Origin of the sequence: Cryobacterium sp. PAMC25264, assembly GCF_019443325.1 — a bacterium.
In the GTDB taxonomy this organism is placed as follows: domain Bacteria; phylum Actinomycetota; class Actinomycetes; order Actinomycetales; family Microbacteriaceae; genus Cryobacterium.
The window spans coordinates 1,000,256-1,026,428 of sequence record NZ_CP080383.1; the positions used below are offsets into that span (position 1 = coordinate 1,000,256).

Annotated in this window: 26 protein-coding genes and 1 pseudogene; 20 read left to right on the top strand and 7 right to left on the bottom strand. The window is 67.5% G+C overall.

Translation table 11 applies throughout. The features are described from left to right. Positions 1–3 precede the first annotated feature (3 nt). The 5 genes from KY500_RS04535 (at position 4) to KY500_RS04555 (ending at position 7,799) form a co-directional block, all read left to right on the top strand. Positions 4–1,557: a glycoside hydrolase family 5 protein gene (locus KY500_RS04535; RefSeq protein WP_219902511.1), complete on the top strand. Its 1,554-nt coding sequence runs from the start codon at positions 4–6 to the stop codon at positions 1,555–1,557. A 23-nt stretch (positions 1,558–1,580) separates the two neighbouring features. Further along, positions 1,581–2,804 carry an ROK family transcriptional regulator gene (locus KY500_RS04540; protein WP_219902512.1) on the top strand — a complete coding sequence of 408 codons (1,224 nt, stop codon included), beginning with the start codon at positions 1,581–1,583 and terminating at the stop codon, positions 2,802–2,804. A gap of 160 nt (positions 2,805–2,964) precedes the next feature. Continuing rightward, a complete protein-coding gene (locus KY500_RS04545) occupies positions 2,965–5,802 on the top strand; it encodes a discoidin domain-containing protein (protein WP_219902513.1) in 2,838 nt (945 codons plus the stop codon). A 180-nt stretch (positions 5,803–5,982) separates the two neighbouring features. After that, a complete protein-coding gene (locus KY500_RS04550) occupies positions 5,983–6,624 on the top strand; it encodes a dihydrofolate reductase family protein (protein ID WP_219902514.1) in 642 nt (213 codons plus the stop codon). Between the two features lie 194 nt (positions 6,625–6,818). Further along, positions 6,819–7,799, top strand: a complete 981-nt coding sequence (locus KY500_RS04555; protein WP_219902515.1) for a patatin-like phospholipase family protein — start codon at positions 6,819–6,821, stop codon at positions 7,797–7,799. A 92-nt stretch (positions 7,800–7,891) separates the two neighbouring features. On the opposite strand, the gene KY500_RS04560 is transcribed toward KY500_RS04555, so the two are convergent. Then, entirely contained in the window at positions 7,892–8,785 is an 894-nt protein-coding gene (locus KY500_RS04560; protein WP_219902516.1) for a DUF808 domain-containing protein, read from the bottom strand. Between the two features lie 95 nt (positions 8,786–8,880). Between KY500_RS04560 and KY500_RS04565 the strand changes: the two are divergent. Beyond that, positions 8,881–9,275, top strand: a pseudogene (locus KY500_RS04565) (VOC family protein). 52 nt (positions 9,276–9,327) lie between these two features. Continuing rightward, the gene (locus tag KY500_RS04570; protein WP_219902517.1) at positions 9,328–9,690 is read left to right on the top strand and encodes a VOC family protein; all 363 of its coding nucleotides are present in this window, start codon (positions 9,328–9,330) and stop codon (positions 9,688–9,690) included. Here the strand turns inward: KY500_RS04570 and KY500_RS04575 are convergent. Further along, positions 9,687–10,595 carry an isoprenylcysteine carboxylmethyltransferase family protein gene (locus KY500_RS04575; RefSeq protein WP_219902518.1) on the bottom strand — a complete coding sequence of 303 codons (909 nt, stop codon included), beginning with the start codon at positions 10,593–10,595 and terminating at the stop codon, positions 9,687–9,689. The genes KY500_RS04570 and KY500_RS04575 overlap by 4 nt on opposite strands. A 38-nt stretch (positions 10,596–10,633) precedes the next feature. After that, positions 10,634–11,257, bottom strand: a complete 624-nt coding sequence (locus tag KY500_RS04580; protein ID WP_219902519.1) for a LysE family transporter — start codon at positions 11,255–11,257, stop codon at positions 10,634–10,636. 132 nt (positions 11,258–11,389) lie between these two features. Here KY500_RS04580 and KY500_RS04585 point away from each other — a divergent pair, with 132 nt between their 5' ends. Together KY500_RS04585 and KY500_RS04590 are read left to right on the top strand one after the other, a co-directional pair. Continuing rightward, entirely contained in the window at positions 11,390–11,935 is a 546-nt protein-coding gene (locus KY500_RS04585; protein WP_219902520.1) for a PadR family transcriptional regulator, read from the top strand. A 3-nt stretch (positions 11,936–11,938) separates the two neighbouring features. Next, on the top strand, positions 11,939–13,651 hold the full coding sequence (locus KY500_RS04590; RefSeq protein ID WP_219902521.1) for an AarF/ABC1/UbiB kinase family protein: 1,713 nt from the start codon (positions 11,939–11,941) through the stop codon (positions 13,649–13,651). A 21-nt stretch (positions 13,652–13,672) separates the two neighbouring features. Here the strand turns inward: KY500_RS04590 and KY500_RS04595 are convergent, their stop codons facing one another. Next, the gene (locus KY500_RS04595; RefSeq protein ID WP_219902522.1) at positions 13,673–14,368 is read right to left on the bottom strand and encodes a DNA alkylation repair protein; all 696 of its coding nucleotides are present in this window, start codon (positions 14,366–14,368) and stop codon (positions 13,673–13,675) included. 196 nt (positions 14,369–14,564) lie between these two features. Here KY500_RS04595 and KY500_RS04600 point away from each other — a divergent pair, with 196 nt between their 5' ends. Continuing rightward, positions 14,565–15,833: an ammonium transporter gene (locus KY500_RS04600; protein WP_219902523.1), complete on the top strand. Its 1,269-nt coding sequence runs from the start codon at positions 14,565–14,567 to the stop codon at positions 15,831–15,833. Between the two features lie 96 nt (positions 15,834–15,929). Further along, positions 15,930–16,544 carry a hypothetical protein gene (locus tag KY500_RS04605; RefSeq protein WP_219902524.1) on the top strand — a complete coding sequence of 205 codons (615 nt, stop codon included), beginning with the start codon at positions 15,930–15,932 and terminating at the stop codon, positions 16,542–16,544. A 7-nt stretch (positions 16,545–16,551) separates the two neighbouring features. Here KY500_RS04605 and KY500_RS04610 read toward each other — a convergent pair whose 3' ends face one another. Continuing rightward, positions 16,552–17,406, bottom strand: coding sequence for a helix-turn-helix transcriptional regulator (locus tag KY500_RS04610; protein WP_219902525.1), 855 nt, complete (start codon positions 17,404–17,406; stop codon positions 16,552–16,554). A gap of 101 nt (positions 17,407–17,507) precedes the next feature. On the opposite strand from KY500_RS04610, the gene KY500_RS04615 reads away from it, so the two are divergent. The 5 genes from KY500_RS04615 (at position 17,508) to arfB (ending at position 21,083) form a co-directional block, all read left to right on the top strand. Continuing rightward, entirely contained in the window at positions 17,508–18,254 is a 747-nt protein-coding gene (locus KY500_RS04615) for an SDR family oxidoreductase (RefSeq protein ID WP_219902526.1), read from the top strand. Between the two features lie 233 nt (positions 18,255–18,487). After that, positions 18,488–19,195: an MSMEG_4193 family putative phosphomutase gene (locus KY500_RS04620; protein WP_219902527.1), complete on the top strand. Its 708-nt coding sequence runs from the start codon at positions 18,488–18,490 to the stop codon at positions 19,193–19,195. A gap of 9 nt (positions 19,196–19,204) precedes the next feature. After that, complete coding sequence (locus tag KY500_RS04625) at positions 19,205–19,750, top strand: DUF3090 domain-containing protein (RefSeq protein WP_219902528.1); 546 nt, start codon at positions 19,205–19,207, stop codon at positions 19,748–19,750. Then, entirely contained in the window at positions 19,750–20,517 is a 768-nt protein-coding gene (locus KY500_RS04630) for an SCO1664 family protein (RefSeq protein ID WP_219902529.1), read from the top strand. The genes KY500_RS04625 and KY500_RS04630 overlap by 1 nt, the downstream gene beginning before the upstream one ends. Positions 20,518–20,660: 143 nt before the next feature. Continuing rightward, positions 20,661–21,083 carry an alternative ribosome rescue aminoacyl-tRNA hydrolase ArfB gene (gene arfB, locus KY500_RS04635; RefSeq protein WP_219902530.1) on the top strand — a complete coding sequence of 141 codons (423 nt, stop codon included), beginning with the start codon at positions 20,661–20,663 and terminating at the stop codon, positions 21,081–21,083. A gap of 88 nt (positions 21,084–21,171) precedes the next feature. On the opposite strand, the gene ppk2 is transcribed toward arfB, so the two are convergent. Next, on the bottom strand, positions 21,172–21,972 hold the full coding sequence (gene ppk2 / locus KY500_RS04640; protein WP_255579791.1) for a polyphosphate kinase 2: 801 nt from the start codon (positions 21,970–21,972) through the stop codon (positions 21,172–21,174). A gap of 113 nt (positions 21,973–22,085) precedes the next feature. Here ppk2 and KY500_RS04645 point away from each other — a divergent pair, with 113 nt between their 5' ends. From KY500_RS04645 to KY500_RS04655, 3 genes are all read left to right on the top strand, one after another. Next, entirely contained in the window at positions 22,086–22,649 is a 564-nt protein-coding gene (locus KY500_RS04645; protein ID WP_219902531.1) for a PadR family transcriptional regulator, read from the top strand. After that, entirely contained in the window at positions 22,646–24,073 is a 1,428-nt protein-coding gene (locus tag KY500_RS04650) for a DHA2 family efflux MFS transporter permease subunit (RefSeq protein ID WP_219902532.1), read from the top strand. Before KY500_RS04645 ends, KY500_RS04650 begins: the two co-directional genes overlap by 4 nt. Positions 24,074–24,354: 281 nt before the next feature. Next, a complete protein-coding gene (locus KY500_RS04655; RefSeq protein WP_219902533.1) occupies positions 24,355–24,933 on the top strand; it encodes a hypothetical protein in 579 nt (192 codons plus the stop codon). Between the two features lie 2 nt (positions 24,934–24,935). Here the strand turns inward: KY500_RS04655 and KY500_RS04660 are convergent, their stop codons facing one another. Then, positions 24,936–25,433, bottom strand: a complete 498-nt coding sequence (locus tag KY500_RS04660) for a DUF2127 domain-containing protein (RefSeq protein WP_219902534.1) — start codon at positions 25,431–25,433, stop codon at positions 24,936–24,938. A 68-nt stretch (positions 25,434–25,501) separates the two neighbouring features. Between KY500_RS04660 and KY500_RS04665 the strand changes: the two genes are divergently transcribed. After that, positions 25,502–26,116 carry a DUF1992 domain-containing protein gene (locus KY500_RS04665; RefSeq protein WP_219902535.1) on the top strand — a complete coding sequence of 205 codons (615 nt, stop codon included), beginning with the start codon at positions 25,502–25,504 and terminating at the stop codon, positions 26,114–26,116. Positions 26,117–26,173: the final 57 nt, after the last annotated feature.

Sequence of the window (26,173 nt, forward strand, 5' to 3'; positions counted from 1 at the left end):
CCCATGGAGTCACCCATCGTGTTCCCTGCTTCGCCCATCGCGTATCCCACCGAGTTCTTCCGCCGCCCCGCATCGTTCGACGGCTTTGTGCACGCCAGAGACGCCCGCCTCTTCGACGGCTCGGGTCGGGAGCTGTTGCTGCGCGGGGTCGGCCTCGGCAATTGGATGCTGCCCGAGGGATATATGTGGAAGTTCGGGCCAGGCGCCGAATCGCCCCGAGAGATCGAGGCGCTGACCAAACGTCTGTTGGGGGAGGACGGTGCAAGTCGGTTCTGGGACTCGTTCTATGCGGGGTACATCACCGAGGCGGACATTCAGAGGATCGCCGAGAGCGGGTTCGACCACGTGCGTCTGCCGATCAACTCGAGGCTCATCCAAGGTGATGACGGTGCACCCCTTGAACAGGGCTATGCCATGATCGACCGGTTGATTGAATGGTGTCGGAAACACCAACTGTGGGTATTGCTCGATCTGCACGGCGCGCCGGGCGGTCAAACCGGCACCAACATCGACGACTCCCCGAATAACAAACCCGAGTTGTTCATGGAAGAGACCTATCGCGCGCTCACGGTGCGTCTCTGGCGAGACCTTGCCCGTACCTACGCCGACGAGACCGTCGTGTTGGGCTATGACCTGCTCAACGAGCCGCTGCCCAACGAATGGCAGGACGTGTACGCCGCGGAACTCGTGGAGCTTTACAAAGACATCACCGCGGCCATCCGGGAAGAAGACCCCGGCCACCTGATTGTCTATGAGGGAGTGCACTGGGCGACGAACTGGAGCATTTTCACCGAGGTCTGGGACCAGAATTCACTCCTCCAGTTCCACAAGTACTGGTCGTCGCCCGACACCGCGAGCATCGCGCCGTTCTTGGAGGTGCGCGACCGGCTCGGGCTGCCCATCTATATGGGGGAGGGGGGTGAGAACACGCTCGAGTGGTTGTACACGGCCTTCCGGATGTACGAATCGCACAACATCGGCTGGAACTTCTGGCCGTGGAAGAAGCTGGAAACAGCCACCTCGCCCGTGTCCATCACCGCTCCGGACGGGTGGGCGAGCGTCGTCGCGGCCGGCTCGGACCCGTCGCTCGTCGTGGCCGATGCCGCGCTGATCTTCGACGGGTTGCTTTGCAGTATGTCGGTGGAGACGGCCCGGTGGAATCCCGACATCGTCGCGGCCCTCCTCGGTGAGCATCCCGTCGTCATTCCTGCGTGGGGATTCGGTGTTCGGGGTCCCGGCGAGTCCTACTCGTCCGCGTCCAGTGCCACGATCGACGGGATCCGTGCGAGCGACGCCGTCAACTTCGCCTGGGCGTCGTCGGGCCCGCATCCGGCCAACCCGTTCGAACAGACCGACGGCCGGGCCTATGCGCTCGAGGAGCAACTGGTGGTGAATTTGGAGCCGGGTGATTGGCTCGAATTCGAACTCACCCACGTCGACCCCGCAACCGTCCGGGTGCTCGGAGCGGAAGGCGGCACACGCGTGGAGCGGACCGAACGCGGAATCCGCGTCGTGGCGACGGCCGCCTCGACGATCTCACGACTGGAAGTGGAATGATCAAGTTGATAGGTTCAGGACATATGACCAGCCGACCCCCCGCGACGAGTTCGTCTCCCGCGACGGTGAGCGATGTGCGACAGCGCAACCGGTCGCAGGCTCTGCGCAGCATCATCCTTGCCGGGTCTACGACCCGGGCGGAGCTCGCCCGAGAGTCCGGGCTGTCTGTCGCATCGGTGACGAACCTGGTCACGGAGCTCATCGCGGAAGGCCTCGTCCTCGAGGCGGGCACGGTGGCATCGAGCGGCGGTCGGCCGACGACTCTCATCGAGCCGAATCCCGCAGGCGCGTACCTGCTGGGCGCGGATGTCGGTGAACGCGGTGTGGCGATGGAGCTCTTCGACCTGTCGATGAACCGCATCGACACGGAGTTCCGCGGCGGACGCTCCGGCGAGCCGATCCAGGTCATCGGCAGGGATCTCGACGACGCGCTCGATGCGCTTCGCGCACGCAATCCCGGCGCCTGGGACAGGATGGTCGGCCTGGGGCTCGGGCTGCCAGGGATCGTGGAGACCAGCCCTTCCGGTGAGCAGATGCTTTATGCCCAGAGCCAGGGCTGGCCCGCGATCGCGGTCACCGACCTGGTCTCGCACGATATCCCGATATTCGCCGAGAACGGCGCAAAAACCCAGGCCATGGCTGAGATGTGGAACGGTGAGGCGCGCGGCGTCGCCGAAGCGCTCGTGGTTCTGATGGGCCGGGGAGTCGGTCTGGGGATCGTCAGCGACGGTCAGCTCGCCCACGGGTCCCGAAGCAGTGCCGGGGAGTGGGGGCACGTCAAGATTGTGCACGGCGGACGTCTCTGCCGGTGTGGTAAATACGGGTGCGTTGAGGCCTACCTGGGCGCCGATTCGATCTTCGCAGCGTGGCGCGAAGCCGGGGGAGTGTTCGAGGGAAGCGGTTGGCGGGCCGTGGGCGACCTGCTCGCTGCGGCGGATGCCGACGACCCGATTGCCGCTTCGGTCGTCGACGAGCTCGTCGCTATTCTCGGTTCCTCGCTCGGCGGCCTGGTCAACCTCACCAATCCCGACCGAGTGATTATCGGTGGATGGGTGGGTCTGCGCTTGATGGAGACGCTCGCGCCGCGCATCGAGGCAGCGATCCGGGCCGAGGCGTTGGATCGTCCCGGCTCCCAGTTCACCCTGTCGGCGAGCACATTCGGCGGCGACACTGTAGCCCTCGGGGCCGCGATTCTGCCGCTGAACGCGGTGTTGAACAAGCCTCGCGCGACCCAACTCCCGGCATAGTCGCCGCCCGCGGGTCGCGCTTTTCGGCGCGCCCGAAATCTTTTGGTACGACTTATTTTAAAGAGTAGACAAAGTAGGCTTCCTCTGGGAGGCTATCGCCGTGGACGAGCGTCCGCGTGAGCCGGCTCCCGACAGCGGTTGGCCGTGATCAAGGAGGATCATGAAGAAGAAGATGATAGTCGCGGCGTTCGTCGCAGCGGCGTTGGTGGCGACGATTACCAGCCCACCGATGAAAGCGGAGGCGGCCGCAATCGGTGCCTCCGATTTCTTGAAGGCGAACGGCGCGGTGCTCAAGAAGAGCTCGGGTACCGGCGCCACGGTCAATCTGCGCGGCACGAACGTCGGTGGGTGGCTCACGCAGGAAGACTGGATGTCGCCGCTGGGCGAATTCGCCGCGGACCGCGTCGGCTGGTCGGCCACCGCCTCTGCGGGCACCCCGGGCTCCGCCCTCGACGGCTCGTCGACCACCCGGTGGACCACGAGCGCCAACCAGGCCGGCTCGGAGTGGATCCGGGTCGACCTCGGTGCCCCGACGCTGTTCAACCGCCTGTCCGTGGACAACTCCAACAACGCGGGCCAGTACCCGCGCAACATCAACATCGAGACATCCAGCGATGGCGTCGCGTGGAAGAGCGTCGGCAACCAGCCCGGCGCCGACGGCGTGACGAGTGCGAAATTCAGCCCCCAGGTGGCACGGTACGTTCGGGTGTCCCAGACCGCGACCGCCGGCGCTCTGTGGTCGGTGGGAGAGATCAACCTCTTCAACGACCCTGTGCTCAACAATTCAACGCACACCGCCACGGCATCGGGCACGGCGGCCGGCACCACCCCCGGTCTCGCACTCGACGGGGACGTCGCCAGCGTCTGGCAGAGCGGGGCTGCCCAAGTCCCCGGCCAGACCTACACGATCGATCTCGGCCGCAACGTCGACATGGACAAGGTCCTGTTCGACTCCGGCGCCGCGACCGCGAACGATTTTCCCCGCATCTGGGACGTGTACACCTCGTACGACAATGTGGCATTCACCCACGTGGCGAGCGGATACGGCACCAACCGGGTCATCCAAGCCGACTTCCAAGGCGCCAAGGGCGGTCGATACCTGCGGATCGCTTCGAACGGCACGTCCGCTCAGTGGTGGTCGATCGCCGAAATTGCCATCTCCTCCGGCAACAATCTCGACCGCGCCGGCTGGGCAATCACATCGTCTGTCGGAGCAGCCCCGGGGAATGTCGCCGACAACTCGAACGGCACTCGGTGGACGACCGGCGCGGCCCAGACGAACGGGCAGACGCTGAGTGTCGACATGGGCGCGCTCATCACCCTGAACAACGTCACCACGGACACGGACAAGAACTCGTCCGACGAGCAGGACTACCCGCGCGGGTACAACCTGCAACTGTCCAAGAACGGTTCGACGTGGTCGACGGTGGCCTCCGGCGTAGGCACGCGTAAGGCCACAACCATCCCGTTCGTCGCGCAAGCCGCTCGGTACTTCCGCATCGTGCAGACCGGCACAGCCGCGCAGTGGTGGTCCATCGGCGAGCTGACCGCCGGCCTGTACAACGACGACTACTCATTGAACAACTCGCTGACGTCGCGGTTCGGCGCCGCCGGAGCGCAGACTGTCATCAACGCGCACCAGGACGCTTGGCTGACCGCCGGCGACCTGGACAACATCGCCGCGACCGGGATGAACTTCATCCGCGTGCCCATCGGGTGGAACACCTTCCTCAACCTCGATGGCACCTGGAAGGCCAGTCCGTGGACCAAAATCGACTGGGTCATCGACCAGGCATCGGCTCGCGGCATGTACGTGCTCATCGATCTCCACACGGTGCCCGGCGGGGGATGCCCGTGGGGCAGTTGTGGACGCATCGGCCCGAACCCGAACGGGTTCTGGGGCAGCGCTACGTACCAGAACTGGACCGAGGACATCTGGAAGGCGATCGCCACGCGTTACAACGGCAATGCGGGGGTGGCCGGCTACGACCTCATCAACGAGCCCCTCATCGACTACGGCGAGGACGCGGATGACGTGGCACAGAAGAGCGACTACTACGACCGGTTGTACGACGCCGTTCGGGCCATTGACTCGAATCACACGATCTTCCTGGGGGCGTTCTTCGGGCTCAACGCGATCGCGTCCCCGTCCACGTACGGCTGGACGAATGTCGTGTACGAGTATCACCCGTACGACATGCCCAATTCGAAGGACTGGACCGCCCAGAACCAACTCGTCAGCAACGAACTGGCCGGGTTGCCGGCCAAGCTCTCGAACCCGGGAGTGCCTATCCTGTACGGGGAGTACTCCCTGTACTACAACGACGACGTGTGGTCTCGCTTCATGGCCGGACTGAACGCGCAGTCCGTTTCCTGGTCAGCGTGGACCTACAAGGTCAAGGGGTCCGCCAACGACGGATTTGCGTATTGGGGAATGTACTACAACAACGCCAACCCGGTGCCCATCATCAACAGTGACGACTCGGCCACATTCGTGTCGAAGGTGGGCAAATTCAGCACCGCCAACTTCACGCAGAACGCGCGGTTCGTGGCGACCCTGTCGAAATACGCGGCGGGATCCGCCAGCTATTCACCCGTGGCGATCAACCACTCCGGGTGGACGGCCACGGCGTCGTCGACGGCGACCGGGGCATCCACGGCGGGCGGTATCGACGGTGTCAACGCGTCCTCGTGGAGCAGCGGGCAGGCGATGGCGGGCGGTGAATGGTATCGCATCGACATGGGCTCGAACAAGACCGTGGCCATGGTCACGGTGCAGACGCCATCGGGATCGACCTGGGACTACCCGCGCGGGTTCGATCTGCAAACCTCCGTCGATGGAACGAACTGGACGACGGCAGCCACCGGCATCGCCTACGGCTGGAAGCGACCCATCTCCATCACCCCGACCACCGCGCGGTACCTCCGGATCACCCAGACCGGCGTGGCACCCCAATGGTGGACGATCGACGAAGTGACTGTGAATTCGTCCTACTGATTCGACCGAGCACACCCCGGCCCGTTCTGGACCGGGGTGTGCCCGATCGTGCGCGTCACGGCCTCGATGCGTCGGCCAGCCGTCGACGTCGCGCGGCCAGCCTCCCCGCACGGCAGTTGACAGCGGCCGGAACCCCGGCGAATCATAGGACTGCCCTCGTCCGCCCAGCAAGGAGTACTCATGGTCGTCCGCGTTGACCTCAACATTTCCCTCGACGGCATCGGCGCGACCGCCGATCAGACGCCGGAGAACATCTATGGTGAGGACTGGGGTCGCCTGGTCGCCCCCTATGTGGCCACCCGCACCTTTCGGGAGCGGGTGCTGCACGAGGACACCGGCGAGGGAACCACCGGGGTCGACGATCGCTACGCGCAGGCCTACTTCGAGGGCGTGACCGCCGAGATCATGGGCGCCGGGATGTTCGGCCTGCACACCTTCCCGGACAAACCAGACTGGCGCGGCTGGTGGGGCGAGGAGCCGCCGTTCACGTATCCGGTCCTCGTGCTCACGCACACTCCGCGGCCATCGATCGAGTTCCCGAACGGCACGCGGTTCGACTTCCGCAGCATGACCCCGCAGGAGGCCCTCGAGGAGGCGCGCGCCCTGGCCGGCGGCGGCGACATCCGGGTCGGCGGGGGAGTGAGCGTGGCGCGGGACTTCCTCCGCGCCGGGCTCGTCGACCGCCTGCATGTCGGGATCACGCCCATCGTCCTCGGCGTCGGGTCGCGCCTCTGGGAAGGCCTGCACGGTCTCGCAGACGGCTACGAGGTGACCTCCGAGGTCGCCGAGAGCGGTGTCATCCACGTCACCTTCAGTCGCTGAGCGCCGGTCGGGGAGCACAACTGTCCGTTGGCAGGACAGGCCGACACCGATAGAGTTCCTCATACGTGACACGATCCGAGGAGGTGAGCCCGTTGCACACACTGTCCACTCTGGGCGTTCCTTGGAGTTCACGATCGCGCGACTGACGTAGCCGTCGCGGGGAGCGCCGTTCGCACTTCCCGAAAGCTACGACTATGACCACTTCGCATCAGTCCTTCACGCCTCAGCCCACGTCACTCGCTACGCCCAGCACGGTGCCGGGCGCCCTCTCCGGAACCGCGTTGGTCCTCGGCGGTGGTGGTTCCACCGGCAACGCCTGGCTGATCGGCGTCATCGCCGCCCTCACCGAGGCCGGGATGGACGTGTCCCGGGCCGACCTCGTTGTCGGGACCTCGGCCGGATCGACGGCCGCGGCCCAGATCAGTGGGGCGAGCCCGGCCCGGCTCCTCGGCGACATCCTCTCGGCTGTGCCGCCGCGCCGGCCACCGCAGCATCCTGCCGCGGCTGCGGCCGACCCGGCACGCACGCCGGCACGCACGCCGGTGCGACCGGTGGGCGACCACCTGGAGCGCACGAACCGGATCATCGCCGACTCCGAGGATGCGGCCGATCTGCGGCGCAGACTGGGCGCTGCAGCCCGTGACCTGGCCGAGATAGCCGGTGAGTCCGCGCAAACCCGCTGGCGGGCGACGGTCGCCTCCCGGCTGCCCAGCCCACACTGGCCGCACCGGCGCATGCTCCTCACCGCCGTCGACGCCCACACCGGCGAACCGGTCGTATTCGACCGGCACAGCGACGTCGAACTGGCGGATGCCGTGGCCGCGAGCTGCGCCAGCGGCTTCGCGTACCGCATCGGTGACCACGCCTTCATCGACGGGGGCTACCGGTCCAACGCCGACAACGCCGATCTGGCCGCCGGCTACGCGCGGGTGCTGGTGCTGTCGCCCTTCGGTGGCCGATCTCGTACACCGGCCGCGTGGGGCTTGCATCTTGCCGCCCAGGTGGAGAACTTGCGCGCCGGCGGCAGCAGTGTCGAGACCATCGTTCCGTCCGTCTCCGCCGAGCACCTGTTCGGCGCGAATGCGATGGATGCGTCACTCCGCCCGCCCGCGGCACGCGCCGGATACGAGCAGGGCAGGGCCTTCGTGGAGGAGTTCGCCGAGTTCTGGCACTGAGGCCGCCCCCCGGCAGTGACCAGGCGTGGAGCTCTCGGATCCACGGGCTCCACGTCTGCGTCGGTGGCCACCGGTATCGGGGCGGCGAGAGCCTAGTGCGCCACGCTCTCCGGCTGGTTGCGCTTGAGTAGCCTCGAGACGCCGAGAACGATCCCAACCACGAGCATCCCGAGGACGATCCCGAACACCGCAGACATTGCAGTGTCGGCGAGCCAGACCACGACAGGGCCGGCGGCCTCCACCGCGTGGGTCACGCTGTGCAGCAGATCGTAGGGTCCGTGCCAGAACGTCTCGGCGAGGTTCGTGATCACCAGATGGCCGCCTACCCACAACATGGCGACCGTGCCGATGGCACTGATCACCTTGAACACCGCGGGCATGGCGGCCACGATGCGCGCGCCGCTACGGCGCACCTGGCGAGCGGAGTTCTGCATCATCGACAGCCCGATGTCGTCGATCTTCACCAGTAGGGCGACCGCGCCGTAGACGAGCACGGTCATGCCCAGACCGATGACCAGCAGTGCGCCGAGCGTCATCCAGATTCCGAAGTCGGGATCGAGGCTCGCCAAGGCGATGAGCATGATCTCGGTGCTGAGGATGAGGTCGGTGCGGATGGCGCCGAACACCAGCTTCTTCTCGTCCCGTGACTCGGTCTCGGCCGCGGCGTGGTGCACACCGAACCACTCCGTGACCTTCTCCGCCCCCTCGAAGCAGAGGTAGCCACCGCCGAGGATCAACAGGAACGGCAGCACCCCGGGCGCGAACGCAGACAACAGCAGCGCCAAGGGGATGATGATGATGAACTTGTTGAACAGGCTGCCCAAAGCAATCCGCCCCACGACGTGCAGCTCACGCGCCGGCGTGAGGCCCTGCACATATTGCGGGGTGACGGCCGCATCGTCGATGACCACACCGGCCGTCTTGGCGCTGGCCTTGAGGGCGGCGGTCAGAATGTCATCGACAACGGCGAGCAAGCCGACCGACATGTGGTTCTCCTCGGGTGGGTCGTCGTCCTGATTCGGCGACGGCAATGGGGTCTACAGTACAGCCCGGCGGGTGCGGTTTTTTGTAGGCTTGGCCTATGACAGCGCCGCAGCTCTACGTGACCTTTCCCGGCACCGCGCGTGAGGCGTTGGTCTTCTATGCGGACGTATTCGGCGGAGATCTCCAGCTGCACACCTATGGAGAGTTCTCCCGCACCGACGGCCCGCCGGATTCGATCGCCCACGGAGTGCTGAGCGGCCCGGTGGGGCTTGCCGGATCGGACGCGGCAAGGGGGAAGCAGGCTTTCGGATGGAAGGCGTCAGACTCTCACTGTTGGGGGCAGCCGACCCGGCCGTTCTGCACGAGTGGTTCGACAAACTCGCGGTTGGCGGATCCGTCGTCGATCCCCTCGCACCGAAACCCTGGGGCGCCTCCGATGGCCAGGTCGTCGACCGCCACGGGTTGCTCTGGTTGATCGGATACGAATCGTGAACGCGCCCCTGTCGCTGGCGTAGCGAGCCGTGTCGGCGCTACTCTATGGCGCATGTCGCTGAAGTGGGAAGAAGTCGTCGTAGACAGCCGTGACCCTCGAACGCTCGGGTTGTGGTGGCGGGATGCCCTGGGCTGGGCCCTGCTGCATGAGAGCGACGACGAGCTGGAGATCGCACCCGCGGAGGGCGCGCATCCGACCGTCTTGTTCGTCGCCGTGCCCGACGAGAAGACCGTGAAAAACCGGCTGCACCTCGACTTCGTGCCCGACGATCAGGCCGCTGAGGTGGACCGCTTGGTCGCAATGGGCGCCAGTCGAGTGGACATCGGCCAGGCCCACGTCCCGTGGGTGGTGCTCGCCGATCCCGAGGGCAACGAGTTCTGTGTTCTCGCGGCCCGGCCCGGCTCGCCGGACTAAGTCAGGGACGCCGCGACCGGCAGACGCGGGATCCAGCAGCGCACCGCGTCCCGGTAGCGCCGGAACTCGACGCCGAACCGGCGCTCGAGGTCGGCCTCTTCGTGCGGCCGGATGGCGTAGTTCCAGAGCAGTGCACCGATGACTGCGTAAACGACGACCACCCAGGACGACAGGATCAGGCCGACGGCTGCCCCCTGCACGATACTGGCGACGGCCATCGGGTTGCGCACCCACCGATACGGGCCCGCGATCACGAGGGCGTTGGGCATCGCCGCGGGCAACGGGGTGCCGTTGCCGAGCGTCGACATGACCAGGGCCGACCATATTCCCAGCAGGCTCGCGGCCACGAGCACGACAGCGCCGAGGGCGCCGGCTACGGCCGGGAACGGCAGCGCGATCGCCCAGCGCTGCTCGAGGGACGCAGCGACAAACGGAATCACGCCGAGGAAGAACCCCCAGAAGACGGCGATCTGACCGAAGGTGGCGGCCAGGTGGGCGGCGTGGGACGGCCGAGCGTTTGCCGGGCGAAAGGCGAACGGACCGCGGAGAAGCCATTCCGTGGGGATCCGGCCGAGCAACACGAGGCAGAGCGCGACGATCGATCCCGCGCTCGCGGCCACCATGGCGACGACACCCCAGCCGGCCTCTGCTGTGACGGTGGCGTATCCGGCCAGGCTGACGGCGACCAGGATGGTCCAGCCGGTGCTCACAATCGCGGCCCCGCGCACGCCCGCCGCGGCCAGCGCCGACGCCACGACGAAGAGGGGGATGTCGAGGACGGCGACGGCAACGGGGTTGAGGGCCCCGAGCGTCATCTCGCGCACGGCGGGGGAGGCGAAGACCGCCACCCACCAGAGCGCTCCGGCGATCGCTTGTCCGGCGAAATACGTGCGTCCCCACCCCATCTGCTCACCCTAACGGTGCTGCGTGGCGCCCCGGGGGATCAGTGGATGACCGCGAGCAGCACGCCGACGGCCACGAAGAGCACCCCGAAGACACGGTTCAGCGCCTGTTGGCCTCGGGCGTCGCGGGTGAAGCGCTGGAACGAGCGCGCCGTGCCGGCGAAGAAGAACCACATCACCAGAATGTCGATCACCACGACCGTACCGGCCACGATCAGGTACTGCGCAGGCAGGGGCCGGTCGACTCGGATGAACTGGGGCAGGAACGCGAGGAAGAACACGATGGCCTTGGGGTTGAGCATGTTCACCCACAGCCCGCGCCGGAACATCGACCAGCGCGGCTCATGGCTCAGGGCCCGGACCTGCTCGGCGTCGAGGTCGGGTGTGGCCAGGAACTGCCGGATGCCCAGATAGACCAGGTAGGCGGCGCCCGCGTAGCGGATGACGTTGAACGCGAGCGGCGAACTGGCCACGAGCAGGCCGACCCCCAGTGCCACAATCACGATGTGGATGAGCAACGCGGCCTGCTGGCCGAGGATGCCCCAAATACACCGGCGGAACCCGGCATTGAGGGCGTTGCTCATGGTGTTGATGGCGCCGGCACCCGGCGTGAAACTGATCAGGGTGCCCGCGCCGACCAGGGCCACCCAGAGGGAAAACTGCATCCGCTCATCCTAGTTTCCAAGCGAGTGCGGGAGTTCGCTGAGAGTCCAGGGCTGGGCTCCCGTTTGCGCTGTTGATCGGCCCCGCCAGACTATATCGTTGAGTATCGTTAGCGATTCACGAAGGAGATCATCATGGGCACTTCATTCCCCAACAGTGGGTTCGGCGGCGGCATGAACGCCGATGGCATGTGGCAGGCGATGGACCAGCTGCGGTCCAAGTTCGAAAAGCGCGTCGGCACCCGCATGGGCCGCGGCGACGTGCGCGAAGCGGTGCTGAGCCTGCTCGCCGAGCAGCCGATGCACGGCTACCAGATCATCCACGAGATCGAGGAGCGCAGCGGCGGAACCTGGAAGCCCAGCGCCGGCTCCGTCTACCCGACCCTGCAGCTGCTGGCTGACGAGGGTCTCATCAGCGCCGAGGAGTCCAACGGCCGCAAGACCTACTCCCTCACCGACGCGGGCCGCGAGGAGGTCGCCGGTTCCGCCGGATCGACGCCGTGGGCGCCGGAGGGCGCGACCGAGGACGCCAAGTTCACCGCTCTGCCCAAGGCCGGCATCGAGCTGGCCCAGGCGGCCGCGCAGGTGGGCCGCACCGGTTCGCCGGAGCAGATCAAGCAGGCCGTGGCCGCGATCGACGAAGCACGTCGGCGGATTTACTCGATTCTCGCCCAGGACTGACGGGTGCCATCGGTTCGTCGGGATTCACCGAGCGTGAATCCCGGCGCGGGGGACACCAGGGCCAGGTACCGCCGCATCCTGCGTTTCGCCGGCTGGAATCTGGCTGTCACCTGGTTCTACGAGTTGCTGCTGCCCAGGATCGGGCTCGCGAAGGTGGCCGAGCGCACCCGGGCTAAACGGATGACCCGCTTCGCCCAGCGGTTCCACGTGCTCGCGGTGGATCTGGGCGGGCTGATGATCAAGGTCGGCCAGTTCTTGTCGTCGCGCCTGGATGTGCTGCCGCCGGAGATCACCTCAGAGCTCGAGGGGCTGCAGGACGAGGTTCCGCCGGTGCCGTTCGCGGCGATCCGCGTTCTCGCGGAGGCCGAGTTGGGCATGCCGCTGGAGCGGGCGTTCTCCTGGGTCGATGAGACCCCGGTGGCCGCTGCCTCCCTCGGCCAGGCGCATCGTGCCACGCTCGCACCGCTCGACGCCGCCGACACCGGCCTGCACGGTGTGGTGATCAAGGTGCAGCGGCCCGGCATCGACACGATCGTCGACGTGGACCTGGCGGCGCTGCGCAAGGTGGGCGGCTGGCTGAGTCACGTGCGGCTCGTCTCCGACCGGGTGGATGCGCCCGCCCTGGTCGAGGAATTCGCCCAGACCAGCCTCGAGGAGATCGACTACCTGCACGAGGCGGCCAGCTCGGTGCGCTTCGCGGAGGAGTTCCAGGGGGACGACCGAGTGAGCGTGCCTGACGTGGTCTGGGAGCGGTCCACCCGGCGGGTGCTCACCCTCGAGGACGTGACGGCGATCAAGATCACCGACACCGATGCGCTCGCGCTCGCCGGGATCGACCCCAATGACGTGGCCCCGGTCTTCGCCGCGGTGATGTTCGACCAGCTGTTCAGCAGCGGCTTCTTCCACGCCGACCCGCACCCGGGCAACATCTTCGTCACCCCAGTGCCGGATGACCCGAGCGGTCGCGGGTGGAAACTCACCTTCATCGACTTCGGCATGATGGGGGAGGTTCCGCCGACCACCCGGGCGGGCCTGCGGAAGATGCTCATCGCCGCCGCGTCGCGCGACGGCAGCGGCATGGTCAACGCCGCGCGCGATCTGGGGGTGTTGCTCCCCTCGGCGGAAACGACCGAGCTGGAGAAGGCGATGAAGCAGCTCTTCGCCCGGTTCGGCGGCATGGGCTTCGCGGAGCTGCGCGAGGTGGACCCGCGGGAGTTCCGCGACTTCGCGATCCAGTTCGGCGACGTCGTGCGCGCACTGCCGTTCCAGCTGCCCGAGAACTTCCTGCTCATCATCCGCGCCATGTCGCTCACCTCCGGGGTGTGCAGTTCGCTCAACCCCGCGTTCAACCTCTGGGACTCGGTAGAGCCCTACGCGTCGCAGTTGATCCGCGACGAGGGCGGCAACGTGGTGCAGGACTTCGGCAAGCAGGCCCTGGAGAACGCTGGGATCGCCTGGCGACTGCCCAAACGCCTGGACGGACTCGTCACCCGGTTCGAAGACGGCACCGTGGCGGTGTCGAGTCCGGGCCTGGAGCGGCGCGTCGCTCGGCTCGAACGCACCGTGACACGAGCGGTCTCAGCGCTGCTGTTCGGGGCGCTACTCATCGCCGGGGCGGTGCTCCGCGCCGACGACGCTGTGCTTGGCGCCGTGCTGATGATCGGGTCGGTCCTGCCTCTGTTGCACGCCCTGTTCTCGGGGCGCATCGGCCGCTGACAGGTCCGCGGCCGGCACGGGCTAGCGGGGCTGCTGCCGACGCACCATCTCGGTGATCCAGATCGGAGCGTACGGCGAGGTGCAGCCCGGAGGAGTCGGGTAGTCCTTGAGCACCTGCAGGCGTTCGCCGATATCGAGGGCCCGGGCACGGTACTCGGCGTGCTCGATGCCGATCTGGGCCAGGCAATGGTTCATCGCCCATTGCAGCCGGTCCGGCGCCTCCGTCATCTCGGCCTCGATGCGGTCGAGCAGCCCGGGCAGGTCGAGGTCGTCGGGCGACTTCGCCACCCGGTCGGTGGTGAGGGCCCAGCCGGCGCTCGCGACCACCGGGTCGCTGTCGTCGAACCAGAGCACCCGCAGGGCCTGAACATGCGGGTTCTTCTTCACGACGTAGTTCACCAGCCAGTCCTGCACCTTGGGTGTTCCCGCGTCGCGCAGCATGGCATCCAGCTCGTCCTGGTCGAGCGCCTTCGGGCGGCAAATCAGCACCGACACCAGCCGCGCGGCGCTGTCGCCGGTCGCCCACAGGTCGTGGGCCAGTGGCGGTTGGGTCTTGAGACGTTTGGCGACGTCCCGCAACCGGCTGAGATTCACGCCGTGGTCGTCGCCGTGATTGGCGTTCACCGCACGGACCTTCGGGTCCTGAAGCTCCGCCAATTCCGCCAACACATCACCCAGCACGTCGCCCGTGGTCGTGTCGGCAGTCACCTGAGCCATCACCGTCTCCTGTCGCTCGTGTGTGCACTCCAGACTAGGACGGCCGGACGAGCGGCGCTGTCACATGTTGTTTACCCAACAGGCCCATCTCGAAACAGGCCGGAAACAAAACAGCCAGTCAGACGAAATGAACACGGGCCAAGCTGTGGCGTATCCGACGCTACGCCCAGCGTCTCTTGCAGAGAGGTCCTTCGAAATGGATCAAGGTAATACAGCTTTCCTCCTCATATGTGCTGCTCTCGTCTTGCTCATGACGCCGGGACTCGCGTTCTTCTACGGCGGACTCGTCAAAGCCAAGAGCGTCATCAGCATGATGATGCTGAGCTTCGGTGCGATGGGTCTCATCGGAGTGCTCTGGGTGCTGTACGGCTTCGCGATCGCGTTCCCGGGATCTGAAGGACTCATCTTCCCCTGGTCGATCGACTCGTCGGCGCTGGGCTTGTCCAGCCTGGTCGACGTGCCAGACGGCGCCGCTTACCCGCCGCTCGCGTTCGTCGCCTTCCAGGCCACCTTCGCCATCATCACGGTGGCCCTGGTCTCGGGTGCGATCGCCGACCGGGCCAAGTTCGGCTCCTGGATGATCTTCGCCACCGTCTGGGCGACCGTCGTCTACTTCCCCGTGGCCAGCTGGGTGTTCAACTTCGGTCTCGCCGACGACGGCAGCTTCGCTTACGGCGGCTGGATCACCTACGGCATGCAGGAGTGGTTCGGCGTCGGCGCGATCGACTTCGCCGGTGGAACCGCTGTGCACATCAACGCCGGTGCGGCTGCTCTGGCTCTAGCCCTGGTGCTCGGGAAGCGCGTCGGCTTCCAGAAGGGTGTCAGCGTTCCGCACAACCCGCCGTTCGTACTGCTCGGCGCCGGTCTGCTCTGGTTCGGCTGGTTCGGCTTCAACGCCGGTTCCGAGCTTGCCGCCGACGGCACCGCCGCGCTGGCCTTCGTCAACACGATCGCCGCGCCGGCCGCCGCTCTGCTCGCCTGGCTCGTCGTGGAGAAGATCAAGGACGGCAAGCCGACCTCCGTCGGTGCCGCATCCGGTGCCGTCGCCGGTCTCGTCGCGATCACCCCGGCCTGTGCCTCGCTGCAGCCGATCTGGGCGATCCTGCTCGGCCTGCTCGCCGGTGCCGTCTGCGCCCTGGCGATCGAGCTGAAGTTCAAGCTCGGCTTCGACGACTCGCTCGACGTTGTGGGCATCCACCTTGTCGGTGGTCTGCTCGGCACTCTGTACCTGGGCTTCTTCGCCAACGGTACCGGCCTCTTCGTCGGCGGTGACGCCACCCAGCTGCTGGTGCAGGCCATCGCCGCGTTCTCCGTGCTGATTTACTCCTTCGTTCTCGCCTACGTCATCGGCTTCGCGATCGAGAAGACCGTCGGCTTCCGCGTCAAGAACGAAGACGAGATCGCCGGCATCGACACCGTCGTGCACGGCGAAGAGGGCTACGTCCTGTCCGACCGCCAGGCCTGACCACAACCACCACCACCGAGCTGTGCAGGGCGGATCACCGCCCTGCACAGCCGTTTTCCCGGCCGTGATCCCAGGGGAGCACGCCTATCGAGCGAAATGACTACGACCAGCGCATCCCAGCCGCCGCATCCACACCAGATCGTGCACTTCGGCCGCCTGCCACGCCTCCCGCTCGAGGAGGGCGAGGGTGGCACGAGAGAGATCTGGACCGCGTCGGTACCGGGGCTCGACTTCATCTGGCAGCTGAAGCTGGTGGAGTTGCGCGGCCCGACCGCCACCCTGCACGCGCCGTCCCATATGCACCAGCTCGTGGTGGGGATGTCCGGCCCGCAGGTGCTGGCCGGCCCTGTGAATCGTCAGCTGCCGTTGCGCCGCGATCAGGCGATGCTCGTCCGCTCACCGACCACCGTCTTCCGTCGGCCGCGGTTGCGGATGGCGGGGGCGAGCCGGGTGCTCGTCCTCACCTTCGTCAGCGATGGGCCTGACCCGACGTTCAGCTTCGACACGTTCTCCGGGGTGGCCACCCTGCCGCCCGACACCCGGGCGGTCATCGTGCTGGAGGGTGCTCTCGATCTCGCCGGAGAGGCTGTCCCGAGCGAGTCGGCGCTGATCCTGGCGGCGAGAGCACCCCGGCCGCTCGTAGTCGGGAACGCGAGAGTCGTGATCCTGTCGTTGGATGACTCGACGGTGGCGGTCGCCGAGACGCCGTGATCCTCCCTCAGCGTGAGTCGTGCGCCGGGCTGAACGTCTGCTGACCGAGCACAGCCAGGAGCTCCAGTTTTTCTGCCGCCTCGCTGCGCGGAGCCGCCGTGAGGATGAGCAGGGCCTGCCCCTGGTCCTCGGTGAACAGGGCCTGGCAATCCAGGTCGATCGGGCCCAACTCGGCGTGAATCAGGGTCTTGTGATCCTCGAACCGGCTCGCGACCTCGTGCAAGTCCCAGATCTCGGTGAATTCGGGGCTCACCTTGTGCAGTTCCCGCACCAACACGCTGGCGCGGGAGCGCGGCCCGGCGGCTCCCAGCGCCACCCGGAGACTGGACGCCTGGGCCCTGCTCTGCCGGTGCCGGTCGGTAACCGGATAGATCTCCCGCTCGGCGGGGTCCGTGAACCAGCGGTAGACACTGCTCCCGGCCAGCCCGGTGTGGCGGGAGTGATCGCCGAGCAGCGCCGCACCGAGCCGGTTCTGCGCCAGGGTCTCGCCCAGGCTGGAGAGAATGAGGGCCGGGGTGTGCTCGAGCCGGTCGAACACCCTCAACAGCGCGGGGGAGACGTGGGTATCCTGCGGGGTGCGCCCGGGCACATTGTGGCCGGCCAGGCGGTACAGGTAGTCACGTTCGTCACTGCTGAGGCGGATGGCCCGGGCCAGCGCTGACAGCATCTGCTCGGAGGGTTGCGGGCTCCGCGCCTGCTCCATCCGCACGTAGTAGTCCGCGGACATCCCGGCGAGCGCGGCGACCTCCTCGCGGCGCAGCCCAGGCACCAGACGTCGCGGTCCGGCCGCGAGCCCCACGTCCTCGGGGCGCAGCCCGGCGCGGCGGGAGCGGAGGAACGCGGCGAGGGCTGGTTGATCCATGCCTCCATCATCCGTCATCGGCGCCGGGCAGGACAGGGACCGGCAGTCCTACGACAACGGCTCCTCTCCCGCCCACGGCGCCCGCGCCGCACACTCGAGTCATGAACATCACCGGAAACACCATCTTCATTCCCGGCGCCACGTCGGGCATCGGACTCGCCCTGGCCCTGCGCTTGCAGACGGCCGGCAACACCGTCGTGATCGGCGGCCGCCGCACCGACGTGCTGGAGCGCCTCGCCGCCGAGCACGGCCTCGCCACCGTCAGCGTCGACACCACCGACCCGGCCTCGGTGCTCGCCGCCCGCGACCAGGTGCTGGCCCAGCATCCGGACCTGAACGTGCTGGTGCCCATGGCCGGGGTCATGAACGCAGAAGACGTCCGGGGCGCGACTTTCCTGGCGGAGGCCGAGCGTATCGTCGACACCAATATCAATGGGCCGTTGCGTTTGATCGCGGCATTCATCGACCACCTGCAAACCCGCCCGCAGGCCACCCTGATGACGGTCTCCTCTGGACTGGCCCACACGCCGCTGGCCTACACCCCCACGTACAACGGCACGAAGGCCTTCATCCACCGGTACAGCGAGTCCATCCGGCTGCAACTCGCGGGCACCTCGGTGCAGGTCATCGAGCTGGTGCCGCCTGCGGTGCAGACCGAGCTCATGGCCGGCAACTCGGTGAACGATCACTTCATGCCTCTCGACGCCTTCGCGGACGAGGTCATGGGCTTGCTGGAGTCCCAGCCGGATGCTCGGGAGATCCTGGTCGAGACCGTGAAGTTCCTCCGCTTCGCCGAGGTGGAGGGTCGCTACCCGGCCGCCGTTGCCGCGCTCAACTCGGCCGCGTAGCCGGGCCGACGGCCAGGCGGGGGTGTTCGGGAGTTCGTCCGCCTGGTGCGATCGTCGTCTTGCGCCGACGCCCTGCAGAGCGTCCCCTTCCGGGTCGCCCCTGACCGCCCACCCCATCCGCGAACTGTGACTTAAGCACCGGAATTCGCCCATTTTGCGTGCTTTTCTCACAGTTCGCGGGTGGAGGGGCTACCGGGTGCGGATGGGCCAGGAGCGCTGTCTAGGCTGTACCCATGGCCACAGTCATCCTCGTGCGACACGGACGCACCACCGCCAACGCCACCGGCATGCTCGCCGGCCGCACCGCCGGAGTGCTGCTCGACGACATCGGGCGGGAGCAGGCGCGCCTGACCGGGACCCGGCTGGCCGTGGTGCCGGTCGTGGGTGTGGTGTCCAGCCCGCTGGAGCGCTGCCGGGAGACCGCGGAGTGGATTCTCAACGAGCAGACCGGAACTCCCGTGACGCCCGTGGAGGACGACCTCACCGAGTGCGACTACGGCGACTGGCAGGGCCGCTCGCTCAGCGATCTCTCCACCGAGAAGCTGTGGTCGGTGGTGCAGACGCAGCCCTCGGCCGTCACCTTCCCCAACGGCGAGGCGATGGCCACCATGCAGTCCCGCTCGGTCGCCGCGATCCGCCGCCTCGACGCCGCCTTCGAGGCCGAGCACGGCCCCGGCGCGGTGTGGGTGGCGGTGAGTCACGGCGACATCATCAAGTCGATCCTGGCCGACGCACTCGGTATGCACCTGGACCTGTTCCAGCGCATCAACGTGGGCCCGGCATCCGTCTCGATCGTGCGGTACGGCGCCAACCGGCCGAGCGTGATGGCCACCAACACGGATGCCGGCGACCTCTCCTGGCTGGCCGCGAGCACGCCCGCGGGCGACGCGCCGGTCGGCGGCGGGGCCGGACACCAGACGCCGCCGGCTTCACGCGCCTAAAATATCTCCATGCCTACAATCGTCCATGAGTTCGCCTGGCCGGATCGGGTCGTCATCGGTACGGTCGGTCCGCCCGGCTCCCGCACCTTCTACCTGCAGGTGCGCACCGGGCCGCGCATCGTCAGCATCGCGCTGGAGAAACAGCAGTCGGCGCTGGTCGCCGAGAAGATCGACGAGATCCTCGACCAGCTGATGGCCCACGAGGGCAACCCGTTCAGCATCCCCACCAGCACTCCGGTTGAGCTTGTCGACAACGACCCGCTGGAGCAGCCTGTTGAGGAGGAGTTCCGCACGGCCGCCATGAGCCTGGGCTGGGACCCGTCGACGGTGCAGATCGTGCTGGAGGCGTACCGGTTCGACGACGAGGGCACCCCCGAACTCGACCCAGAGGCTCTCGAGCCGGGGGAGACCCTGATGGTGCGGATGCCCGTGGGCACCGCACGCGCGTTCGCCAAACGCACCCGCGAGGTTGTGGGTGCCGGCCGGCCCATGTGCCCGCTCTGCGGCAACCCGATCGACCCCGACGGTCACATCTGCCCACTTCCCGGCGACTGATGCCCCCGGAGGACGATCTGCTCGCCGGTGCTCTCGACCTCACCGGCCGGATCACGACGGCGTCCAACGCCACGTTCTTCGGCACCATCGACGGCGTGGAGGTGGTGTACAAACCCGTGGCCGGGGAGAGCCCGCTCTGGGATTTCCCCGATGGCGACCTGGCCAGCCGCGAGGTAGCGGCCTACCTGGTCTCGCAGACGTTCGGCTGGAATGTCGTGCCGCGCACTTGGCTCCGCGACGGACCGATGGGTCCGGGCATGGTGCAGCTGTGGCAGGACGCCGATCCTGAGCAGGACGCCGTCGACCTCGTGTCGTCCGATGCCGTGCCCGACGATTGGCGCCGGGTGCTCGAGGGCCGCGACGAAAACGACCGGCTGGTCTCGCTCATCCACGAAGACTCGACGGCGCTGCGCCGGATGGCCGTGTTCGACATCGTGGTGAACAACGCCGACCGCAAGGGCGCGCACATCCTGCCGATGCGCGACGGGCACCGGCACGGCGTCGACCACGGTCTCACCTTTCACACCGACCACAAGCTGCGCACCGTGCTCTGGGGCTGGATCGGCGACGAGCTCAGCGCCGACGAACTCGCCGGCATCGACCGGGTCAGCGCGGCACTGGACGGCGACCTCGGCGACATCCTGTCCGGCCTGCTCACCCCGGCCGAGCTGGCCGCCCTGGCCGCCCGCTGCGATCGCTTGCGCACCCGCGCCCGCTTCCCCGAACCGGAGGGCGAGATGCCCGCAGTGCCCTGGCCGCTGTTCTGACCCACCGAGGGCACCGGGTCCGGGCCGACGCTCTGACAAGCGCTGCCCCGGGCTTGTATTCTGGCGTGCGCTGCCCCGGGTTCGGATGGATGCGCTGACCCCGGCTGGCACCGGCTTGCGCCGGTTCGTGTCACGCTAGACACATGGATCTCGAGGTGTCGCCCACGCTGACGATTCCGGCGACGGAACTCGGTTGGCGGTTCTCCCGGTCGTCGGGCCCCGGCGGCCAGCACGTGAACACCTCGGACAGTCGGGTGCAGGTGTCCTGGAACATCGCCGAGTCTGACGTGCTCACCGACGACCAGCGGATGCTGCTGCTCGACCGCCTGGACCGGCGTCTGGTCGGCGGGGTGGTCACCATCGCCGCCTCCGAGCAGCGCTCCCAACTGCGCAACCGGGAGATTGCGTTGGTGAAGCTCGCCGAACTCGTGGCCGCAGGGCTGGCGCCGGACGGGCCCAGCCGCCGGGCGACCAAGCCCACCCGTGGCTCGGGCCGGCGTCACCTCGCCGCGAAGCAGCAGCGCTCGGCCACCAAGCAGAACCGCCGCCGCCCCGCCGCCGAATAACCCCGATCACCTTCCGCGAACCGTGAGTAAAGCCCCAGAAATCCCGGATTTTTGGGGCTTTACTCACAGTTCGCGGGCTGGGGGGTGCCTAGAACGGGGTGGGGATCTGCCGCAGGGTGAGTGTGGGCTCCTGGTAGTCGCCGGGCTTCTGCCGGGGCGGTAGTTTCACGTCGGGCATCGGCTCGGCCTCGTAGGGCACCTGGCTGAGCAGGTGGCTGATGATGTTGAGCCGGCCGCGTTTCTTATTGTCGGTGTGGGCGATGTACCAGGGGGCTGCGCCCACATCCGTGGCCTGGAACATGGCGTCCCTGGCCCGGGAGTAGTCGTACCAGCGTCCGTAGGACTCGATGTCCATCACGGAGAGTTTCCAGGTCTTGCGGGGATCGTTGATCCGGCTCTCCAGACGCCGGGTCTGCTCGTCCTCACTGACCTCGAGCCAATACTTGAGCAGGATGATGCCCGAGTCGACCATGGCCCGCTCGACCAGCGGCGCCATCCGCAGAAAGTCCTCGGTCTGCTGCGGAGTGCAGAAGCCCATCACACGTTCCACGCCGGCCCGGTTGTACCAGCTGCGGTCGAAGATGACGACCTCGCCGGCGGCGGGGAAATGCGCTATGTAGCGCTGGATATACATCTGTGTCTTCTCCCGCTCGGTGGGGGAGGGCAGCGCCACCACCCGGAACACCCGGGGGCTGACCCGCTCCACGATGCGCTTGATCGTGCCGCCCTTGCCGGCCGTGTCGCGGCCCTCGAAGACGATGCAGACCTTGGCGCCGGTGCGCTTCACCCAGTCCTGTAGGGAGACGAGTCGGCCCTGCAGGATGGCCAGCTCGGCCTCATAGTCCTTACGTCGCATCTTGTTGCTACCGGAACTCTTCTTGTCGCCCACGGGCACCTCCTCGTCGACCACCCCCACTGGGGGTCCAAGCTGCACAGTGTTGCCCGGCTCAGCCGGGCGGTCAACGCACCTAGTCCAAGTTGACCTATGTCATAGTGGACGACATGGCGCTCCTCGACATCCTCATTCTCAGCAACCTGCGGGCCGGCCCGGTGCACGGTTACGAGCTCAAGCAACGAGTGCAGCGCCCCACCACAACCCGGCTGAGCAACAACTCGCTGTACCCGATCCTGCGTCGGTTCGAGGAGTCGGGTGCCGTCTCGAGCGTGCACGAGGCCCAAGAAGGCCGTCCCGCGCGCACCATCTACGCCATCACCGATCACGGCCGAGTCCTGCTCACCGAGCTCATCTCCACTCTCCCGGCCGCGCTCGCCGGAAACGAGGAGGAGTTCCTGGCCCGGCTGAACTTCTTCGCCGAGATCACTCCCGCCGCCCGGCAGAGCATCCTCGACGCCCGTGCGGCAGCCCTGGATGCCCGGTTCGAGCAGGCGCGCGCCGTTCTGGCCGACGCGGTCGCCTCGCCCACCGGCGCCTGGCGGTCACTCGCCATGGAGCATCTGGTGGCGACCCTCGAGACCGAACGCCGCTGGGTCGACGAACTGCGCGGGATGCGCGTGCCCACCACCACGACTCCGTCCGGCACCCCCGACACCGAAGGCACCCGATGACCACCACCCGCTCCGCCGCACACACTCGCGGCACCTCGAGCCCTCTCGGCGCGGTCGCCCGGTACGGCCTGCTGATCGGGCCGTTGCTGAGCATGATCGACTCCAGCATCGTCAACGTGGCGGTGCCCGACATCGCCACCGAGCTCGGCGCCGATCTCAAGGCCGTGCAGTGGGTGGTCAGCGGTTATCTGCTCGCCCTGGGCGTCTCCCTCTCGGTCACCGCCTACCTGGCCAAGCGGTTCGGCACCATGCGGGTCTACACGGTGAGCATGATCCTGTTCGTCGTGGTGTCGGCCGGCTGTGCGATCGCGCCGAACATCGAGTTCCTCATCGCGGCCCGTGCGTTGCAGGGCTTCGTCGGGGCGCCGCTCGTGCCGCTGGCGTTGAGCATCCTGCTCGGCAAAGACGGCATCGGCGGCGGCAAGATCCCGATCTCCGCCGCGCTGGTGCTCTTCCTGGCCCCGGCCCTCGGCCCCACCCTGGGTGGCCTACTGATCGGCGCCGGCGGCTGGCGCTGGATCTTCCTGGTCAACGTGCCCGTCGGCATCATCGGCCTGTTACTGCTCGTGCGCATCCCGAAGGGAATCGGGGCGGCGCCGAACCCCGGCATCCGGTTCGACCCGGTGGGCTTCGCCCTGCTCGCGGTGGGTCTCACTGCCGCGCTGCTCGGGGCCACCGAGGGCACGTCGGAGGGCTGGGACAGCCCGATCTCCTTCCTGCCGCTGGCCGGTGGCCTGGTGCTGTTGGTGCTGTACACGTTCTGGGCGCTGCGGCACGCGCATCCCGCCGTGGACGTGCAGATGATCCGGCACAAGAACTCCGCGCTGGCCCTGCTGCTGCAGGTGCTCTGCTCGGTGATCGCCTTCGGCACCGTGTTCCTGATGCCGATCTTCACCCAGTCAGTGCAGGGCTACTCCGCGGTGGAGACCGGACTGGCGCTGCTGCCGCAGGGCATCATCATGGGCGTCGGTACCGTCGTGGGGCAGAAACTCTCCGCACGCATCCCGTTGCGGATACTCGTGGCCTTCGGCTTCGTCGTTCTGGCGATCTCCAGCGTCTTCCTGCTCTTCCTGGAGCAGGACACGCCGCTGTGGGGCACCGCGCTGATGCTCTCCGGCCGCGCGATCGCCATCGGCTTCGTCACCACCCCGCTGCTCGTGGCCATGCTCGCGCCGCTGCCGGAGGACCAGCTCGCCGACGGCAACACCCTCTTCAACATCACCCAGCGGCTGGGCGGCTCGATCGGGGTCAGCATCCTCGGCTCCCTCGTAGCCGGCGGCACCACGCTTGCGGCCACCATCGATTCCTTCCATGTGGTGGGCTGGGTGCTCATCGGCCTGGCCGTGCTGGGCGCGATCGTGTCGGTCTGGCTGACCGAACCGGCCAAGGGGCAGGTTCCGCTCGTGAGCACCGTGGGGGAGTAGCCGCCACTCACGCCCTGCCGCAGTCGCTCGCCGATGGACTTCGCCGCCGACCCTGGCCGTGTTCCCGAAATACGATTCCGTGACGATCAAGACTTTCACGGGGGTTCCTTTCGCTGGGTGGTCAGCTAGGCGTCCGCCGGGTGGCCCTTCCGCTATTTTGGGGTCGAGGCCGGGGGATTGGCGGAAGGCCAGGCGCCCATCGGAGGCCTGGTGGAGCTGACCGGGTACCACGGTCACTCGACGTTCACTCGGGCGCTACCGGCCGCGGTGACAATATCCGCATGCACCCGCGCACGCCGCTCTATCAGGTTCTCCCGGACATCCGTTTGCTCACGTCGTTGGATCCGTCCGAGCGCGACGGGCTGGCCGCCGCTCTGGGCGCGCTGGACTATCCCGTGGCGGGCGTGGCCACTGGCCACCTGCTCGTTGAGTCCTACCTACGGCGCGCGCCCGACCGGGCCTGGGCGCTGTTCCGCGGCGATGAACCCGTGGGGGCGTTCGCCGTGGTGCCGTACCTCGAGTTGCCCGGCACGCAGCAGACCTCCACCTATCTCGCCCCCTCGGTGCGGGGCACCGGACTGAACGCCGCGATCAAACGGGCGACGATCATCGCGGCGCGCGCCCACGCGGTCCCGCTCTACTCCTCGATCCACCACGCGAACGCACGTTCCCTCGCGGCAACGCGCAGGATCTTCGTGTCGATCGACCCCGTGCAGGTCTTCGAGCACAGCACCGGCCGGCTTGCGTGGCGCTTCGACCTCGGCGATCCGTGGGCGCAGTTGGCCGCCGGCCCCGCGCATCCGCTGCTGGAGGAGAGCGTCGCCGGAGCGTTCCGTGCGCCATCCCAGCAGGCGGCCTGACCTCACCGCCGCCGGATCGTGTACTCACGCCAGGTCAGCACCACGATGAAAAGGTCGAATGCCGTCAACAGCAGCACGCCCCAGGAGAAGCCGACGGCGAGCTGGTAGGTCTGATAGCCGATGAAGACGATGAGGAACCCGATCATCCACGGGTAGGCCCAGAGCCTGTTCGCCAACACCGCCCACACCAGCACCACCTTCACCGCTCCGTGCGCCAGCAGGTAGACGGCCCCGAACAGCGTCGCCGAGACGCTGAGCCCGCTCGCCAACCGGACCAGGCTCGTGGCGATCAGGTCGTGAGGGTCTTCGGCGAGCTCGTGCTGAGTGAGCACCCGCGACACGGCACCGATCTGTGCCGGGCTGATCAGCAGCAGCAGGATCCCGCCCGCCAGCTCCAGTACGCCGTCCAGACCCTTGAGGATCAGGCTGACCCGGAAGGTGCGGTCGAGCAGCGTGGGACTCGTCGGCCCTGCCGCCGGCGCGGTCTTCGGATCGGTCATGACCCTCCTCTGCCCGAGTGGGCCGCGGCCGCGCCCACAGTGTCAGCATAAGAATCTAGGCTGGATTCATGGCAGGCAAGCGCGAACCCAGCGATACGCCGCTCAACGTGGCACGGTACAAGATCAATCGCGAGATCCCCGAGGCCGAACGCCCAGAGGAGGCCGAGCCGGACACGAACGAGGCCGGCCAGTCGATGATGGACGCGCGGGCGCAGTACGTCGAGATCTCCATTCAGCAGGCGATCCGCCGTGGTGACTTCGATAACCTGCCCGGATCGGGCAAGCCGATTCCCGGGCTCACCGACCGGTACGACCCGGACTGGTGGATCAAGCGCAAGATCGAGCGCGAGCAGATCACCGGCCTCGGACCGCCCGCGCTGACCCTCCGCACCGAGGATGCCGGACTCGATGAACGCCTCGACACCGTGTTCGCCGAGCAGCAGGTGAGGGAACTGCTCGAGGACTTCAACCGGCGGGTCATCGAGGCACGCCGGCAGCTCCGGGGCGGCCCGCCCGTTGTCACGGCGCTCCGGGACGTGGACCGGGAACTGGCTCGGTGGCGTGAGCGTCGCCGCGCCGCACAGCAGGAGCGCGAGGAAGCGCGGGCCCGCGAGGAAGCCGAGCTCGCCGCCATGACCTGGCGCGAGCGTCGCCGAGTCAAGCGCGAGCGCGGCGCTCCCTAGGAGACTGCTGATTTAGATGGCTGCGGTGGGCCCGGCGAGTCGGGGGCCCGTTTTTTG

Coding starts and splice junctions, on each gene's coding strand:
- KY500_RS04535 (WP_219902511.1), top strand. CDS start 4: ATGGAGTCACCCATCGTGTTCCCTGCTTCGCCCATCGCGTATCCCACC.
- KY500_RS04540 (WP_219902512.1), top strand. CDS start 1,581: ATGACCAGCCGACCCCCCGCGACGAGTTCGTCTCCCGCGACGGTGAGC.
- KY500_RS04545 (WP_219902513.1), top strand. CDS start 2,965: ATGAAGAAGAAGATGATAGTCGCGGCGTTCGTCGCAGCGGCGTTGGTG.
- KY500_RS04550 (WP_219902514.1), top strand. CDS start 5,983: ATGGTCGTCCGCGTTGACCTCAACATTTCCCTCGACGGCATCGGCGCG.
- KY500_RS04555 (WP_219902515.1), top strand. CDS start 6,819: ATGACCACTTCGCATCAGTCCTTCACGCCTCAGCCCACGTCACTCGCT.
- KY500_RS04560 (WP_219902516.1), bottom strand. CDS start 8,785: ATGTCGGTCGGCTTGCTCGCCGTTGTCGATGACATTCTGACCGCCGCC.
- KY500_RS04570 (WP_219902517.1), top strand. CDS start 9,328: ATGTCGCTGAAGTGGGAAGAAGTCGTCGTAGACAGCCGTGACCCTCGA.
- KY500_RS04575 (WP_219902518.1), bottom strand. CDS start 10,595: ATGGGGTGGGGACGCACGTATTTCGCCGGACAAGCGATCGCCGGAGCG.
- KY500_RS04580 (WP_219902519.1), bottom strand. CDS start 11,257: ATGCAGTTTTCCCTCTGGGTGGCCCTGGTCGGCGCGGGCACCCTGATC.
- KY500_RS04585 (WP_219902520.1), top strand. CDS start 11,390: ATGGGCACTTCATTCCCCAACAGTGGGTTCGGCGGCGGCATGAACGCC.
- KY500_RS04595 (WP_219902522.1), bottom strand. CDS start 14,368: ATGGCTCAGGTGACTGCCGACACGACCACGGGCGACGTGCTGGGTGAT.
- KY500_RS04600 (WP_219902523.1), top strand. CDS start 14,565: ATGGATCAAGGTAATACAGCTTTCCTCCTCATATGTGCTGCTCTCGTC.
- KY500_RS04605 (WP_219902524.1), top strand. CDS start 15,930: ATGACTACGACCAGCGCATCCCAGCCGCCGCATCCACACCAGATCGTG.
- KY500_RS04610 (WP_219902525.1), bottom strand. CDS start 17,406: ATGGATCAACCAGCCCTCGCCGCGTTCCTCCGCTCCCGCCGCGCCGGG.
- KY500_RS04615 (WP_219902526.1), top strand. CDS start 17,508: ATGAACATCACCGGAAACACCATCTTCATTCCCGGCGCCACGTCGGGC.
- KY500_RS04620 (WP_219902527.1), top strand. CDS start 18,488: ATGGCCACAGTCATCCTCGTGCGACACGGACGCACCACCGCCAACGCC.
- KY500_RS04625 (WP_219902528.1), top strand. CDS start 19,205: ATGCCTACAATCGTCCATGAGTTCGCCTGGCCGGATCGGGTCGTCATC.
- KY500_RS04630 (WP_219902529.1), top strand. CDS start 19,750: ATGCCCCCGGAGGACGATCTGCTCGCCGGTGCTCTCGACCTCACCGGC.
- arfB (WP_219902530.1), top strand. CDS start 20,661: ATGGATCTCGAGGTGTCGCCCACGCTGACGATTCCGGCGACGGAACTC.
- KY500_RS04645 (WP_219902531.1), top strand. CDS start 22,086: ATGGCGCTCCTCGACATCCTCATTCTCAGCAACCTGCGGGCCGGCCCG.
- KY500_RS04650 (WP_219902532.1), top strand. CDS start 22,646: ATGACCACCACCCGCTCCGCCGCACACACTCGCGGCACCTCGAGCCCT.
- KY500_RS04655 (WP_219902533.1), top strand. CDS start 24,355: ATGCACCCGCGCACGCCGCTCTATCAGGTTCTCCCGGACATCCGTTTG.
- KY500_RS04660 (WP_219902534.1), bottom strand. CDS start 25,433: ATGACCGATCCGAAGACCGCGCCGGCGGCAGGGCCGACGAGTCCCACG.
- KY500_RS04665 (WP_219902535.1), top strand. CDS start 25,502: ATGGCAGGCAAGCGCGAACCCAGCGATACGCCGCTCAACGTGGCACGG.